Here is a 14211-nt window from a genome sequence, read left to right on the forward strand (position 1 = left end):
GGTCCTGACAGGGGACCGCCATGCAATATGTCAATCAGCGCTGGTTTGACCGGCACGACGCCTTGCTGATGGCGCGGGGCGCCAGTTCGCGAAATCCGATTGTCGATCCGAAGGGAGAGGTGGTCGCCTGGGTGATGAACGGCGGTATCAAGGCGCCTCTCCGCACGGTGCTGCAGCCGTCCGAGCGCCTGGTGCGGCTCGGTCAATCAGGAATGCCGAGTCAGGTCGTTCAGGGCGCCTGGTGGCTGCGGTTCAGCGAGTATCGGAAAGTAGAGCTATTTGCCAATCGCAGGCAGCTCCCGATGCAAGTGGCGGTGCGTCTGCTGTGCGCGGTTCCGCTGGAGTGGAGCTCCATGGACACGGTGGTGCAAGCGCGGGTCAAGTCACCCCTGCTCGCCTATGAAGGGGTCGGAGCACCTGCCATCCAGCGGCACCAGAAGACCAAGACGGTCGAGTTCCTGGACGCCTTGGCTGAAGGTGCCGGTAATCCCGTCTCGCAGCTCTTCATTCCCGGGCTCGGCAGCGGCGATGTGCGGCATGATGCCCTGATGGTCGAGGGCTATGGTCATCTTCCCCCCGAACAGTCGCGCTCCGGCTACATCATTCGGCCTTGCTGAAGGAGTCAGGACTGCCCGAACACCCGTTCGAAGATCGTGTCGACGTGCTTTAGATGATAGTCCAGGTCGAATTTGTCGGCGATCTGGTCAGGGCTGAGGAGCGCCGTCACTTCGGCATCAGACTTGAGCAGCTCTTCGAGAGACAGGGCGCCATCCGAGTCCCAGACTCTCATCGCGTTGCGTTGAACGAGGCGATAGGCGTCTTCGCGTGACGCGCCGGCCTGGGTGAGGGCGAGCAGAACGCGCTGCGAGTGGACGAGCCCGCCCATGCGGTTCATGTTCTTCGCCATCCGCTCCGGATAGACGAGCAGTTTGTCCATCACGCCGGTCAGACGGGCGAGCGCGAAGTCCAATGTGATCGTCGCGTCGGGCCCGATATAGCGCTCGACGGAGGAGTGGCTGATGTCGCGCTCATGCCACAGTGCGACATTTTCGAGGGCGGGGATCACATAGCCGCGCACCATTCGGGCCAGGCCGGTCAGGTTCTCGGTCAGCACCGGATTGCGCTTGTGCGGCATTGCCGACGAGCCCTTTTGGCCGGGCGAGAAATATTCCTCTGCCTCGAGTACTTCCGTGCGCTGCAGATGCCGCACTTCGGTGGCGAGCCGCTCGATCGAAGAGGCGATCACGCCCAAGGTCGCGAAGAACATCGCGTGGCGGTCGCGCGGGATCACCTGGGTGGAGACCGGCTCAACGGTGAGGCCGAGCCTGTCGGCGACATATTGCTCCACGCGCGGATCGATGTTCGCGAAAGTGCCGACCGCGCCCGATATGGCGCAGGTGGCGACGTCCAGCCGCGCGGCCATAAGCCGGGCCTTGTTGCGGGTGAACTCCGCATAGGCCTCTGCCATCTTCAGACCGAAAGTGACCGGTTCGGCGTGGATGCCATGGCTGCGGCCGATGGTCGGGGTGAGCTTGTGCTCGAAGGCCCGTCGCTTCAGCACCTCCAGCAGGGCGTCTAGGTCCGAGAGGAGGATGTCGGCGGCGCGGGACAGCTGCACGGCCAGGCAGGTGTCGAGCACGTCGGAGCTGGTCATGCCCTGATGCAGGAAGCGTGCTTCCGGTCCGGTCCGCTCCGCGACGTGGGTGAGGAAAGCGATCACATCATGCTTCGTCTCAGCCTCGATCGCATCGATGCGCGCGATGTCGAAGGGCGGCGCTTGCTTGTGCGCTTCCCAAACCTTTGCCGCCGCTTCCTTGGGCACGATCCCCAGCTCGGCCATCGCGTCGAGTGCGTGCGCCTCGATCTCGAACCAGATCTGGAAGCGAGTCTCGGGCGCCCAGATGGCGACCATCTCGGGTCTGGAGTAACGCGGGATCATCGTTTTTCTTTCAGTCGAAGGATCGGCGGCTCGGTAGCAGCGTCCCCGGCGCGGGCCTAGAGGCGCAGGCCGCTGAGTTGGTTCAGGCCCAGCATCAGGTTCAGGTTCTGGACGGCGGCGCCTGCCGCTCCCTTGCCGAGATTGTCGAGCACGGCGACGAGCCGCGACTGGCGGCGCTCTTCGTTGCCGAAGACGAACAGCTCCAGGCGATCGGTGCCCGCCTGGCGCTCTATCGTGAGGAGGGACATGGCTTCGCACTCCTCCCGCGCAGTCACAGTCACCAGGGGACTAGAGGCGTATGCCTCTTTCAGCGCCGCCCGGATCTCCTCCAGCGGCGGTGCGGCGGGCAGCGGCACTTCCACCACCATCCCACGATAGGTGCGAGCGACCGCGGGGGCGAACAGGGGAGGGTGGGTCAGCCCTGCATGGCCTTGCATTTCCGCCACATGCTTGTGGCCAAGCGTCAGGGCGTAGAGGCGAAAGGCCGTGTCGGTTGCGTCCGGCGCCTGCGGGTCCTCGAACGCTGCGATCATCGCCTTGCCCCCCCCCGAATAGCCAGAGGTGGCGTTGACCGTCAGCGGCACATCGGGCGCGAGCAGGCCGGCGCGGACCAATGGGCGAACCAAGGCCAGAAAGCCCGTCGGATAACAGCCGGGGTTCGACACGCGGGTCGAGCCAGCGATGCGCGCGGCGCCGTCGGGTTCGAGTTCCGCAAACCCGTAGGTCCAACCCGGCGCGATCCGGTGGGCGGTAGAGGCGTCGACGACGCGGGTCCGCGGATTGTCGATCAGCGATACGGCCTCGCGGGCTGCATCGTCCGGCAGGCAGAGAATGACTGCGTCGGCGTCGTTCAGCGCTTCGCGGCGGGCCGCGGGGTCCTTACGGCGCGACTCGTCGAGCACGACCAGCGACAAATCGTCACGGCCGGCAAGCCGATCGGCGATCTCCAGCCCAGTGGTGCCTGCCGCCCCGTCGATGAAGACCTGAGCAGTCACGGTGCCCGGTCCAGCGCGGCGACGGGCACATAACCGACCCGGCCATCGCTTTCCTGAAAACCCCAGGCCCAGTCGCCGGCAATCTCCAGAACGGCGAAACTTTCGCCTGCGGCAATGTCGCCGAGCGCCTCGCCCTCCCGAGCCGCGTGAAGCGTGCACCCATTCGTGCAGGTCCAGCTCTCTGCCACTGCGTAATGCGGCGCGAACCAGCGGCCCGCCAAGCGGACATCGGCCAGGTCGCGGCGCGCGGCGTTATGGGTCAGGTCGAGCGGCCGAGAGGGCCCGGAAAGAGAGAAACGCTTCCGCTCAGGCGTGGGCTGGCTCGCGTGTTTCGGCGCGATGACTGCTGCGCTTTTCGCTGCCGCCATTGCCGTTGCCGCTCCCGCTGCCGATGAGCGATTTGAAGTGCTCAAGAAAATCCGCCCCTTCGCGCGTCGGTGCGACGAAGATGTTGCGGCGGTCCGCATCGTCGCGCTGGCGGCGCAGATAGCCCAGCGCACCAAGTCTGTTCAAGGCGCGGGTGACCACGGGCTTGGACACGTTCAGCGCCTTGGCCAGACCCCGGACCGTATGCGGACCGGGCTTCAGGTAAACCAACAAAAGCAACGCCATTTGCCGGTTCGTCAGATCCGGATCGCCGGATCGGACATAGCTCAAGAGAGTTCGCATCCAGGAATGCAGGCCGGTTTCCGCCACGGACATTCTCCTCGGCCATCCGGGCATCTGCTGCTGTCGATCCGGATGGCTTTACATCTTGGAGACTCGAACGCGTGTCGGTGGCGTCGGTTTCGCCAAAGAATCGAAAATTAACCAGCCGCGACCGAAAGGTAGCGGCGGCGAAGCAGTTCCCAGCAGGCGCGTAGCCCTAGCGCCTCGCCTCCCTTGGGCCGACCGGGCTTGGCTGCAGAGCGCCAGGCGAAGGTATCCAGATGCGCCCAAGGCGTGCCCGGATCGACGAAGCGCTGGAGGAAAAGCGCGGCCGTGATCGCGCCGGCCATGCCGCCTTCGGGAGCATTGTCGAGGTCGGCGATGTCGGACCGAAGCATCTCGTCATAGCCAGGCCAGAGCGGCAGGCGCCATAAAGGGTCCGCTTCATCCTTGCCGGCGACGAGCAGTTCGTCCGCTAGCGCGTCGTCATTGACGAACGTCGCGGGCAGATCGGGGCCGAGCGCCACCCGCGCCGCGCCGGTCAGGGTCGCGAAATCGATAATCAGCTCCGGCGACTCCTCGCCTGCCCGGGTGAGCGCGTCCGCGAGGATCAGCCGGCCCTCGGCATCCGTGTTGCTGACTTCGACGCTCAGCCCCTTGCGGCTGCGCAGCACGTCGCCGGGACGCATGGCGTTGCCGGCGATCGCATTCTCGACCGCTGGGATCAGTAGGTGAACACGGATGGGGAGGCGATTCTGCATCACCAGTTGCGCCAAGGCCAGCGCATGGGCTGCGCCGCCCATGTCTTTCTTCATCAGCCGCATGCCCGAGGACGGCTTGATGTCGAGCCCACCCGTATCGAAGCAGACGCCCTTGCCGACGATCGCCACCCGCGGGTGGGACGGGTTGCCCCATTCCAGCTCGATCAGCCGGGGCGCACGGTCGCTTGCAGCGGCACGGCCCACGGCGTGGACCAGCGGATAGCCGCCCGCAAGCTCGTCGCCCTTGGTCACGCGCACGGTGGCGCCGCCCGCCCTGGCGACCGCTTGGGCCTGAGCTTCGAGCTGGACCGGCCCCATGTCCTCCGTCGGAGTATTCACCAGGTCCCGCACCAGAGCCACGGCGCCTGCAAGGCGGATGGCGTCCTCCATGCGCGCCGGATCGGAGGTGACCAGCACTCGGGGCCCGGACGACGCTTCGGACTTACGGTATCGCTCAAAACGATGCTGCGCGAGCAGCCAGCCGAGCAGGGCCTGGCCCGGCGTTCCGTCCAGCCGGTAACTGCCTTCGGGCAAGGCTTCGGCCGCCTTGGCCAAGCTCCACGGTCCGAGCGTTCCGGATTGTTCGACGCCGACGGCCGCCGACCAGTCTTCCGGATCATCGCCCGACAGGATCGCCAGTTCGCCAGCCTTGCCGGCGAAACGCTGGGCCGTCGCGGCAGAGCGCGCGCGCGGCGGCAGGCCTTTCAGCCACTCGTCGAAGCCTTCAGCGTCGACCAGATTAAGGGAGCGGGCGGGCTGGCCGCGATCGGGCTGCAAAAGTTCGCTGAAAGAGTTCACTAACCCTGTTCCGAAACCAAGAGGTCAGGGCTCCTCGCATATAGCAAGGCGACCGCAAAGCGCGGTTCTGCAATGTGCGAGTAGCGTATGCGTAAGCTGATCCGGGCAGTGCCGCTTCTTTTGTGCCTTGGCGCTGGCCCGGCAGTTGCCGGACCCAAGCTGCTGGTGCCGGTGACGAGCAACGACCAGGTCGGCGTGGCGGTGACCGGCAAGGCTCAGGGCAGCCGCGGCCTCGCCGCGATGTTCGGCATGTGGAGCGAAGATGGCGCGCTGGAGCTGGGCGGGTTCCAACACGGCAACCGGATCGATCCGGCAACCGCCCGTGCCGCGGCGATTGTTTCGGGCAAGGCGATGCAATCACGCGGCGTGCGGGTCACCGGCTCCTTCTATCGCCGACAGAACTCCAAGGGCGCTGGCTGGACCCTGTCTGTCGATGCCCGGCAGCAGGAAGTGAGCGATGTCGGCGCGGCGCTGGCCGGTGCATGGCGCACCGCCAGCGACTCGCGCCTGACGTTCGGCGGCAAGCTCCGCTTTTAGGCGTTGGTGCCTTCGAGGGCGTGCTTCAGGTCACGTACGCGGTCATGGCCGCGGCGGACCGAGTCGTAAGCCTGCTGCACGACTTGACGGGCGTCTGCCGACAAGGCGGTGTCATTCAGCGCGGCTTCGTATTTGTGCTTGATATGATCCTCGCCGCGCTCGACTTCGTTGATCACGGCCTTGTCGTCGCGGCCGGTGATCGCCGACTTCAGGTCGACAAAGGTGCGGTGGGCGGCGGCGAGAGTGGTGCCGTCGTCCTCGGGATTGCCGCCCATGCGCGCAACGGCGGCCTGAAGCTGCGGCAGAACCTGCTGGCGGTCGCGGGCGAGTTCCTGAAACATCTCGCGGAACTGCGGATTCTCGACGGCGTCGGCCGATTCCTGGTAGCCGTTGATGCTGTCAATCGTCGTCGCGATGAGCGAGTTGAGCGTAGTGACGTCCGTGTTCGAGCCGATCATCATGTGTCTCCTTGTTGGATCGGCTGAACAACGAGCGTGAGGCGGAAAGGGTGCAGATGACAGCCTATGTGGCGCTGCTGCGCGCGGTGAATGTCGGCGGGCTAACGCTGCCGATGGCGGAGCTGAAGGCGATTTGCGACGCGGCAGGGTTTGCGAATGCCCGAACCTACATCGCCAGCGGCAATGCCGTCTTCGCGTCCGATCTGACGGAGAGTGAAGTCAAGACCCAGCTCGAGCCGCCGCTTGCCGCCTTTGCGGGCAAGCCGATCCCGGTCATTCTTCGGACCGCAGAAGAGATGAAGCAGGTGCTTGACGCCAATCCGTTCCCAGTCGCGGAGCCGAAGTTCAACTATGTACTCTTCCTCGATTCAGCGCCTGCGCCGGACGCCATTAGCAGCATACGGCACAGGACGGCTGAAGAAATCAGTGCCGGGACGCGCGAGCTCTACATCCACTATCCGACAGGGATGGGGAAATCCAAGCTGGTCGTGCCGACTGCCCGGAGCGGTACGGCGCGCAACATGAACACTGTCGCGAGGCTGGCCGAGATGGCGGCTGAGTTGGGTTGAGTCCAGGAACGCACCGGAGCACTCACCTTCGTCATTGCGAGGAGCATAGCGACGAAGCAATCCAGCGCCGGCCGCAGCCCGATTGGATTGCTTCGCTACGCTCGCAATGACGAGATTGGCTAAACGTTAACCGCGGACCAGCAAACCGTGGTTCTTCTTGCCGGCGGAGATGCGCACAGGCTGGTCGCCGATGCCGATGGCCATGGCTTCGTCCTCGACCCGCTCGCCCTCGACGCGTGCACCGCCGCCCTTGATCAGCCGGCGCGCTTCGTTCTTCGAAGCGGCGAGGCCGAGAGCAACAAGCGCATCGACGATGCCGATCGTGCCGCCCGCGACACTATGAGTCGGCAAGGCCTCGCCGGCGGCGCCTTCCTCGAAGGTCCGGCGCGCGGTGTCGGCCGCTTCCTCGGCGGCCGCGCGGCCCCGGCACATGGCGGTAGCCTCGTTCGCGAGCAGCTTCTTGGCTTCGTTGATCTCGGCGCCTTCGAGGGTCTCGAGCCGTGCGATCTCGTCCAGTGGTAGGTCGGTGAACAGGCGCAGGAATCGGCCGACGTCGCGGTCGTCGGTGTTCCGCCAGAACTGCCAATAGTCGTATGCGGAGAGCTGGTCTTCGTTCAGCCAGACGGCGCCCGACATGGTCTTGCCCATCTTGCCGCCATCGGCGGTGGTGATCAGGGGGGTGGTGACGCCGAACACCTCGACGCCGTCGACGCGGCGCGTCAGCTCGATGCCGTTGACGATGTTGCCCCATTGGTCCGAGCCGCCCATTTGCAGCCGGCAGCCGAACCGCCGCGACAGCTCGCGAAAGTCATAGGCTTGCAGGATCATGTAGTTGAACTCGAGGAAGGACAGCGACTGCTCCCGGTCCAGCCGCAGCTTTACGGAGTCGAAGCTCAGCATCCGGTTGACCGAGAAATGCTGGCCGATGTCGCGCAGGAACGGGATATATTCGAGGCGTTCGAGCCATTCGGCATTGTCGACCATCACCGCGTCGGTCGGCCCTTCGCCGAAGGCCAGAAAGCGCTCGAACACCGTCTTGATCGAAGCGACGTTGGACCGGATGGTCTCGTCCGTCATCAGCTTGCGTGCTTCGTCCTTGAAGCTCGGATCGCCGATCTTCCCGGTGCCGCCGCCCATCAGCACGATCGGCTTGTGCCCCGCCTGCTGCAACCGCCGCAGCAGCATGATCTGCACTAGGCTGCCGACATGGAGCGACGGCGCGGTGGGATCAAAACCGATATAGCCTGGAACAACCTGCTTCGAGGCGAGCGCATCGAGCGCGGCCGCGTCCGTCGCCTGATGGATATAGCCCCGTGAGGAGAGCAGGTTTAGGAGGTCGGACTGGTATTCGGTCATGGCGGCTGGGGTGTTAGCCGATATTCCGCAGTCTTCCACCCACTCGGTTCGGGCTGAGCTTGTCGAAGCCCTCCCTTTCTTCTTTACCGAGAGGATGAGCTTTTGGACTTACATGATCCAATGTGACGACCGCACACTCTATGTCGGTCATACCAACAATCTGGAGCAGCGATGGTCCGAGCATCAGTCGGGCATCCATGAAGGATACACATCGGCTCGTCATCCTCTTCATCTCGTCTGGAGCCAGGAGTTCGGCACTCGGAACGAAGCGCTGGAGGCCGAGCGGCGGATCAAGGGCTGGAGCAGGGCCAAGAAGCTTGCTCTGATCAGGGGAGATTGGGACCTGATTTCTGCTCTTGCGGCATCACCGAAGAAAGAAGGGAGGGCTTCGACAGGCTCAGCCCGAACCGGTGGAGAGGGCGGAGAACTCTTCCTGCACCCACACCTTGCCCAACTGCCCAGCCAACCGTTCGGCCTTGAAGTCGATCTGAAGCGATTGGTTGACCGTCTTCGCGTGCGCTTCCGTCTTCTCGGCGGAATCGAGGCCGTTCGTGTCCCGGCCGCGGCTGCGCCAGCTCGCCGCGACAATCTTTGGCAGCACACGTGCTTCGAAGTCTTTGCGCAGACTGCGGGTGGCTACATCGAGTTCAACCTTTCGCCCTCGACCGAATGGGCGGCCTACGGCTTCACCGGCTATCGCGAGGGGATGACCGAGCTCGCAACCGAGGCGCCCTCGATCCACGTCGATCGGAGTGAGCATCGGTTGCAGTTGACCGCCGAACTGGTGCTTCCGGCCGGCGTCACCCGTGTCGGCCTCTCCGCCGTCATCGAGGAACTGGACGGCTCCAAATCCTATTGGGCGCTCCGCCACCCTCCCGGCGACAAGCCCGATTTCCATCATCCGGATTGCTTTGCGCTCGAACTCCCGCCAGCAAGCGACGCATGAAATTCGGCATCGATCGGCTGCTCGCCGACCCTGATCTGCGCAAGCCGCTCGAAGGCAAGCGCGTGGCGCTGCTCGCGCATCCGGCGTCCGTCACCGAGGACCTGACCCACTCGCTCGACGCGCTGGTCGCTGCCGGGCTGAACGTCTCGGCGATGTTCGGGCCGCAGCATGGCGTCCGCGGCGACCTGCAGGACAATATGATGGAGTCGCCGGACTTCACCGATCCGACCTATGGCATCCCGGTTTTCAGCCTTTATGGCGAGGTGCGGCGGCCGACCGGTCAGTCGATGCACACGTTCGACGTGATGCTGGTCGACCTGCAGGATCTGGGCTGCCGCATCTACACCTATGTGACGACGCTCCTCTACGTCCTCCAGGCGGCTGCCGAGCATGGCAAGGAAGTATGGGTGCTCGACCGCCCCAACCCGGCGGGGCGCCCGATAGAAGGCCTGACGCTGCGGCCAGGCTGGGAGAGCTTCGTCGGCGCCGGGCCGATGCCGATGCGGCATGGCCTGACTTTGGGCGAACTCGGCCGCTGGTTCATCGCGCACTACAAGCTCGACGTCGCGTACCGCGTGATCGAGATGGAGGGCTATGCGCCCGATGCGGCGCCAGGCTTTGGCTGGCCGACGGATCGCATCTGGATAAATCCGAGCCCAAACGCCGCCAATCTCAACATGGCACGCGCTTATGCCGGCACGGTGATGCTTGAGGGGGCGACGCTGTCGGAAGGGCGGGGCACGACGCGACCGCTGGAGCTGTTCGGCGCGCCTGACATCGATGCAAAGGCCGTGCTGGCGGAGATGCGCCGGCTCGCGCCCGAATGGCTGGGCGGCTGCGCGCTGCGGGAGATCTGGTTCGAGCCGACCTTCCACAAGCATGTGAAGACGCTGTGCAGCGGGCTGCACATCCATGCCGAGGGAAGATTCTACGATCACGGGGCGTTCAAGCCGTGGCGGTTGCAGGCGCTCGCGTTCAAGGCGATCAGGCGGCTCTATCCCGACTATCCCCTGTGGCGCGATTTCCCGTACGAATATGAGTTCGACAAGCTCGCCATAGACGTGATCAACGGCGGCCCGGCGCTCCGCGAATGGGCCGACGATCCGGCTTCGCAGCCGGGCGATCTCGACTCGCTCAGCCGAGCCGATGAAGCTGCCTGGTCCGAGGAGCGCGCGCCCTTCCTGCTTTATTGAGGAAGCGTTCCGTAACTGAACCGAAACGTGCTGGAATCCCGACGAAATGATTTCTGCCGCTCTTCGAGAATCTTCGGGGCCGGTTTAACCATCATTTTACGTTTGCGGGGCAGCATTCGTTCGAGGGCGATGGGGATCGCTTTTGAGCGCCGGGGAGAGGTCGCTGTGGAATCGAACGGTCGTTATTACATGCGTCGCGCTGCATTCGAAGCTGCTGCCGCCCGCCAGGCGGTGACGCCGGAGGCGGCGATGCGCCGGCAGGCGCTGGCCGAGAATTTCGCCCGCAAGGCCCGCGAACTCTGCGGCGCCTGATCTGACTGTTGGCGGCCCGATCGGGGGTCGCTAAGCCGCGCGCATGGCCAAGCAGCGCGCCGACCAGCTTCTCGTCGACCGTGCCCTGGCCGAAAGCCGCACCCGCGCTCAGGCCCTGATCCTCGCGGGTCTAGTCTTCTCCGGCGAGCGGCGGATCGACAAACCCGGACAAACTCTCGCTGACGACGTACCGATGGAGGTGCGCGGCCGCGATCATCCATGGGTATCGCGCGGCGGGGTCAAGCTGGCCCACGGCCTGGACCATTTCGGCTGGGACGTATCGGGCGCGCTCGCTATTGATGTCGGATCATCGACGGGCGGCTTCACCGATGTGCTGCTCACCAACGGCGCTGCGCGGGTCTATGCGGTCGACAGCGGCACCAACCAGCTGGCCTGGAAGCTGCGGCAAGATCCGCGGGTGGTCGTGCTGGAGCAATTGAGCGCCCGCCTGCTGACACACGCGCACATTCCCGAGCCAATCGACCTGATCGTCTGCGACGCGAGCTTCATCTCGCTTGCGAAAGTGCTGGAGGTGCCGCTCGGCTTTGCGCGTGCAGGCGCCCGTCTGATGGCGCTCATCAAGCCACAGTTCGAGGCCGGACGCGACGAAGTCGGCAAGGGCGGCGTCATCCGCGATCCGCTCGTACACGAACGCGTTTGCGACGTGGTGCGCAGCTGGCTGGAAAGCGCGGGCTGGCCGGTCGAGGGTGTGGTGCAAAGCCCGATCACTGGCCCTGAAGGTAATATCGAGTTCCTGATCGCCGCCAGAAAAGGCTGATGTTGCTGGTCGAAAGCGGTTGCCGCTGGTCGAAAACGTCGCGCCGCAGGGAGCGGAGACGGTGAAGAGGCGCAATGCGTTTCCTCCTGTCGAGCGCGGCCGTTGCCGCCCTGATCGCGCCGTCTGCCGCTTTCGCTCAGCGGACCGACGACAACGCCACCACCCAGTCCACTGACGCGTTCGGCAAGAGCGTCGGGGACGAGCGGATCGGCATCTACGACCCGTATAATGTCCGGGGCTTTTCGGCGGTCGAAGCGGGCAACACCCGCATGGAGGGACTCTATTTCTTCCAGCAGGCTAACCCGACGGACCGGCTGGTGGATGGCTCGACGATGCGCGTCGGCATCGCCGCGCAGGGCTATCCCTTTCCGGCGCCCACCGGGATCGCAGACTATTCGCTGCGCAAGCCCGGCGCCAAGCCGCTGGTCAGCGTCGTCGGCCGCTTGGGACCCTACAATGCTAAGGTCGGCCAGCTGGACGTTCAGCTACCTCTCGACGGCGAGCGGCTGGGGGTCGCGGCGGCGGTCGGATATTTCGACGAGCCGCAGCATTTCGGCGGCACGCCAAAATATCTTTCGATGGCGGTCACGCCGGTGTGGCGGCCGCGCGAAGATGTCGAGGTGATCGGCTTCTGGAGCTCGATCCAGACCAGCTCCCAGGAAGCGCAGACGCTCGCCTTCACGCAGAATAATGCGTTCCTGCCTCCGCGCGTGAAGCGCAAGGTGTTCGCTGGCCAGCCCTGGGCGACGACGGAGGGCACCAACTGGAATATGGGCGCGATCGTCAAGGCGCCGGTGCTCGGCTTCGATCTGGCCGCCGGCGCGTTTCGCTCGGTCGTCCATGACGACCAGAATATCCTCGACCTGATCACCAACATCGACCGTGAAGGCAACGGCCAGCGGCTGACCATTGCCGATCAGAACAACGTCTTCGCCACTAACTCCGGAGAAGTTCGCCTGTCGCGGAACTTTGACGAGGGCACCCGGCGGCACACTGTGCTGGGAACGGTCAGGATACGCGAGCAGCGGCGCCGTTATGGGGGAACGGCCGTGCTGCCCCTCGGCGACGCAGTCTATGGCGAGCCCAAATTCCTGCCGCGCCCGAACTTCGTATTCGGAGAGAAGACGCGCGACCAAGTCAGCCAGAAGACTTTCGGCCTCGGCTATCAGCTGCGCTGGGCCAAAGTCGGCGAGTTCGGGGTCGGCATCCAGAAGTCACACTATTCGAAGGCGGTCGATTTCCCCGACCGTGAGGATATCGAAAGCAAGTCCTCGCCTTGGCTGCCGACCGCGAATGTGGCCCTCAACCTGAGCGACAGCATCGCCATCTATGCCAGCTATTCGAAGGGCCTCGAGGAAAGCCCCGTCGCGCCCGAAGCGGCCGTCAACCGGAACGAAGCGCCGCCGGCGATCCTGACCGAGCAGAAGGATGCAGGCATCCGCTGGGCTGTGTCGCCTCGATTTACTGCCATCGTCGGCGTCTTCGAGATCACCAAGCCTTACTACAATCTCGACATGGAGTCGCGCTTCCGCAACCTGGGGCAATTGCGTCACCGAGGCGTCGAGATTTCGGTCGCGGGTCAGGTGCTGCCGGGCCTCAATATGGTCGCCGGCACGCTGTTCCTCGACGCCGATGTGAGCGGCGAACTGGTCGATGCGGGCACCATCGGCCGCAAGCCGGTCGCCTCGATCAAGCGCCGAAGCATCGGCAGCATCGATTATCGTTTTCCCAACAGCCCTTTCTCGATCGACGCTATCGTGGAGGAGACGGACGAACGGGTCGCCAACATCAAGAACACCGTCGTCGTGCCGCCGCGCGCCGTGCTCTCGATGGGCGGCCGCTACCGGTTCAAGGTCGGCAAGGCCAATGCGCTGGTCCGCGCCCAGGTCGGCAACGTTTTCAACAACTTCGGCTGGGGCGTCGGCGGCAGCGGCTTCTATATCTACAATCTGCCGAGGCGCTACAGCATCACCCTCTCGGCCGACATCTGACTCGACTCTGGTCGCCGCCGCGCTAGGGAGCCGCGCGACAGGGTGGAGGTTCGGTTGAGCGAGATCGCGTCGCGTGAACAATTGAGAGGCGCGCTGTTGCGCCGTGCGCTGGTGACGGTGCCGGCCGTGTTGCTGCTCGGCATGTTGTCCGGTCGGCTGGCCAACTCCGGCTATGACAATCAGTGGTTCGCGATGCTGACCAAGCCGGAGGCGATGCCGCCGGGCTGGGCATTCGGCGCGGCCTGGACTGTCCTCTATATCCTGCAGGGCCTTGCTCTGGCGATGATCCTGAACGCCCGCGGTAATCGGCTGCGCGGGTCCGCCGTCACCTTGTTCGTCGTTCAGCTGGCCTTGAACCTTGCCTGGTCCCCGCTCTTCTTCGGTTTGCACCAGGTGACGGCGGCCTTGTGGCTGATCGGCGCAATCTTCCTGGCGGCACTGGCGACGACGCTCGTCTTCGGCCGCATCCGGCCGCTCGCGGCCTGGCTGATGCTGCCCTACCTCGCCTGGCTGTGCTTCGCGGCGGCGCTGAACAACGACATTCGCCGGCTGAACCCGGACGCCGAACAGCTTGTGCCGGGCTTCGCCAGCACCCAGATAGAGCGTTGACCAGGAGCGACCATGCAGACCGAAAACCGTTTTTTCGACGATCTCGCCAAAATGCTGAACGGCGTTGCCGGCACCGTTGCTGGGATGGGCCGCGAGGCGGAAGGCTCGATGCGCGAGCGGATGAAGGAATGGATCGGCGGCATGGACTTCGTCAGCCGCGAGGAATTCGAGGCGGTGAAGGCAATGGCGGCCGCTGCCCGAGACGAGGCGGAGGCACTGCGCGCGCGGGTCGCGTCGTTGGAGGCCTCACTCCCGGGGGCGCAACAGCCGCCAGTTATTTGAACAGCTTGTTCCAACGCTATCCACAGCTTTATGAACTCG

The 14211-nt window shown here is 64.8% G+C and carries 17 protein-coding genes; 10 read left to right on the plus strand and 7 right to left on the minus strand.

Features of this window, described 5'->3' with window-relative positions:
* Positions 1-20: 20 nt before the first annotated feature.
* Positions 21-617, plus strand: a complete 597-nt coding sequence (locus VGT77_RS11625) for a hypothetical protein (protein WP_327462732.1) — start codon at positions 21-23, stop codon at positions 615-617.
* A 5-nt stretch (positions 618-622) separates the two neighbouring features.
* Here VGT77_RS11625 and purB read toward each other — a convergent pair whose 3' ends face one another.
* The 5 genes from purB to VGT77_RS11650 form a co-directional block, all read right to left on the minus strand.
* On the minus strand, positions 623-1939 hold the full coding sequence (purB, locus tag VGT77_RS11630; RefSeq protein ID WP_327462734.1) for an adenylosuccinate lyase: 1317 nt from the start codon (positions 1937-1939) through the stop codon (positions 623-625).
* 56 nt (positions 1940-1995) lie between these two features.
* Entirely contained in the window at positions 1996-2934 is a 939-nt protein-coding gene (gene argC, locus VGT77_RS11635; protein ID WP_327462736.1) for an N-acetyl-gamma-glutamyl-phosphate reductase, read from the minus strand.
* Positions 2931-3302, minus strand: a complete 372-nt coding sequence (locus VGT77_RS11640) for an SH3 domain-containing protein (protein ID WP_327462738.1) — start codon at positions 3300-3302, stop codon at positions 2931-2933. Before VGT77_RS11640 ends, argC begins: the two co-directional genes overlap by 4 nt.
* Positions 3241-3603, minus strand: coding sequence for a MarR family transcriptional regulator (locus tag VGT77_RS11645; RefSeq protein ID WP_327462960.1), 363 nt, complete (start codon positions 3601-3603; stop codon positions 3241-3243). Before VGT77_RS11645 ends, VGT77_RS11640 begins: the two co-directional genes overlap by 62 nt.
* Positions 3604-3740: 137 nt before the next feature.
* A complete protein-coding gene (locus VGT77_RS11650; RefSeq protein WP_327462740.1) occupies positions 3741-5141 on the minus strand; it encodes a leucyl aminopeptidase family protein in 1401 nt (466 codons plus the stop codon).
* Between the two features lie 87 nt (positions 5142-5228).
* On the opposite strand from VGT77_RS11650, the gene VGT77_RS11655 reads away from it, so the two are divergent.
* Positions 5229-5678: a hypothetical protein gene (locus tag VGT77_RS11655; protein WP_327462742.1), complete on the plus strand. Its 450-nt coding sequence runs from the start codon at positions 5229-5231 to the stop codon at positions 5676-5678.
* On the opposite strand, the gene VGT77_RS11660 is transcribed toward VGT77_RS11655, so the two are convergent.
* Entirely contained in the window at positions 5675-6139 is a 465-nt protein-coding gene (locus tag VGT77_RS11660; protein WP_327462744.1) for a PA2169 family four-helix-bundle protein, read from the minus strand. The two genes, VGT77_RS11655 and VGT77_RS11660, sit on opposite strands and share 4 nt — an antisense overlap.
* Positions 6140-6192: 53 nt before the next feature.
* Here VGT77_RS11660 and VGT77_RS11665 point away from each other — a divergent pair, with 53 nt between their 5' ends.
* A complete protein-coding gene (locus VGT77_RS11665; protein ID WP_327462961.1) occupies positions 6193-6705 on the plus strand; it encodes a DUF1697 domain-containing protein in 513 nt (170 codons plus the stop codon).
* A gap of 126 nt (positions 6706-6831) precedes the next feature.
* Here VGT77_RS11665 and tyrS read toward each other — a convergent pair whose 3' ends face one another.
* Positions 6832-8061, minus strand: coding sequence for a tyrosine--tRNA ligase (gene tyrS, locus VGT77_RS11670; RefSeq protein WP_327462746.1), 1230 nt, complete (start codon positions 8059-8061; stop codon positions 6832-6834).
* A gap of 94 nt (positions 8062-8155) precedes the next feature.
* Between tyrS and VGT77_RS11675 the strand changes: the two genes are divergently transcribed.
* The 7 genes from VGT77_RS11675 to VGT77_RS11705 all read left to right on the plus strand — a co-directional run bounded on the left by VGT77_RS11675 (position 8156) and on the right by VGT77_RS11705 (position 14172).
* Positions 8156-9007, plus strand: a complete 852-nt coding sequence (locus VGT77_RS11675) for a GIY-YIG nuclease family protein (RefSeq protein WP_327462748.1) — start codon at positions 8156-8158, stop codon at positions 9005-9007.
* Complete coding sequence (locus VGT77_RS11680) at positions 9004-10200, plus strand: DUF1343 domain-containing protein (protein WP_327462750.1); 1197 nt, start codon at positions 9004-9006, stop codon at positions 10198-10200. Before VGT77_RS11675 ends, VGT77_RS11680 begins: the two co-directional genes overlap by 4 nt.
* A 189-nt stretch (positions 10201-10389) precedes the next feature.
* The gene (locus tag VGT77_RS11685) at positions 10390-10512 is read left to right on the plus strand and encodes a hypothetical protein (protein ID WP_327462752.1); all 123 of its coding nucleotides are present in this window, start codon (positions 10390-10392) and stop codon (positions 10510-10512) included.
* A 43-nt stretch (positions 10513-10555) separates the two neighbouring features.
* A complete protein-coding gene (locus VGT77_RS11690; protein ID WP_327462754.1) occupies positions 10556-11290 on the plus strand; it encodes a TlyA family RNA methyltransferase in 735 nt (244 codons plus the stop codon).
* 74 nt (positions 11291-11364) lie between these two features.
* A complete protein-coding gene (locus VGT77_RS11695; protein WP_327462756.1) occupies positions 11365-13281 on the plus strand; it encodes a TonB-dependent receptor domain-containing protein in 1917 nt (638 codons plus the stop codon).
* Between the two features lie 54 nt (positions 13282-13335).
* Positions 13336-13890: a TspO/MBR family protein gene (locus VGT77_RS11700; protein ID WP_327462758.1), complete on the plus strand. Its 555-nt coding sequence runs from the start codon at positions 13336-13338 to the stop codon at positions 13888-13890.
* Positions 13891-13902: 12 nt separating this feature from the next.
* Entirely contained in the window at positions 13903-14172 is a 270-nt protein-coding gene (locus tag VGT77_RS11705; RefSeq protein ID WP_327462760.1) for an accessory factor UbiK family protein, read from the plus strand.
* Positions 14173-14211: the final 39 nt, after the last annotated feature.

This window comes from Sphingomonas sp. (genome assembly GCF_035944535.1).
In the GTDB taxonomy this organism is placed as follows: Bacteria; Pseudomonadota; Alphaproteobacteria; order Sphingomonadales; family Sphingomonadaceae; genus Sphingomonas_B.

What these genes read in the sequence shown, in the direction of transcription:
- VGT77_RS11690 (WP_327462754.1), top strand. Translation starts at nt 10,556, where the DNA reads ATGGCCAAGCAGCGCGCCGACCAGCTTCTCGTCGACCGTGCCCTGGCC.
- VGT77_RS11665 (WP_327462961.1), top strand. Translation starts at nt 6,193, where the DNA reads ATGACAGCCTATGTGGCGCTGCTGCGCGCGGTGAATGTCGGCGGGCTA.
- VGT77_RS11680 (WP_327462750.1), top strand. Translation starts at nt 9,004, where the DNA reads ATGAAATTCGGCATCGATCGGCTGCTCGCCGACCCTGATCTGCGCAAG.
- VGT77_RS11660 (WP_327462744.1), bottom strand. Translation starts at nt 6,139, where the DNA reads ATGATGATCGGCTCGAACACGGACGTCACTACGCTCAACTCGCTCATC.
- purB (WP_327462734.1), bottom strand. Translation starts at nt 1,939, where the DNA reads ATGATCCCGCGTTACTCCAGACCCGAGATGGTCGCCATCTGGGCGCCC.
- tyrS (WP_327462746.1), bottom strand. Translation starts at nt 8,061, where the DNA reads ATGACCGAATACCAGTCCGACCTCCTAAACCTGCTCTCCTCACGGGGC.
- VGT77_RS11685 (WP_327462752.1), top strand. Translation starts at nt 10,390, where the DNA reads ATGCGTCGCGCTGCATTCGAAGCTGCTGCCGCCCGCCAGGCGGTGACG.
- VGT77_RS11705 (WP_327462760.1), top strand. Translation starts at nt 13,903, where the DNA reads ATGCAGACCGAAAACCGTTTTTTCGACGATCTCGCCAAAATGCTGAAC.
- VGT77_RS11695 (WP_327462756.1), top strand. Translation starts at nt 11,365, where the DNA reads ATGCGTTTCCTCCTGTCGAGCGCGGCCGTTGCCGCCCTGATCGCGCCG.
- VGT77_RS11675 (WP_327462748.1), top strand. Translation starts at nt 8,156, where the DNA reads ATGAGCTTTTGGACTTACATGATCCAATGTGACGACCGCACACTCTAT.
- VGT77_RS11625 (WP_327462732.1), top strand. Translation starts at nt 21, where the DNA reads ATGCAATATGTCAATCAGCGCTGGTTTGACCGGCACGACGCCTTGCTG.
- VGT77_RS11645 (WP_327462960.1), bottom strand. Translation starts at nt 3,603, where the DNA reads ATGCGAACTCTCTTGAGCTATGTCCGATCCGGCGATCCGGATCTGACG.
- VGT77_RS11640 (WP_327462738.1), bottom strand. Translation starts at nt 3,302, where the DNA reads ATGGCGGCAGCGAAAAGCGCAGCAGTCATCGCGCCGAAACACGCGAGC.
- VGT77_RS11655 (WP_327462742.1), top strand. Translation starts at nt 5,229, where the DNA reads ATGCGTAAGCTGATCCGGGCAGTGCCGCTTCTTTTGTGCCTTGGCGCT.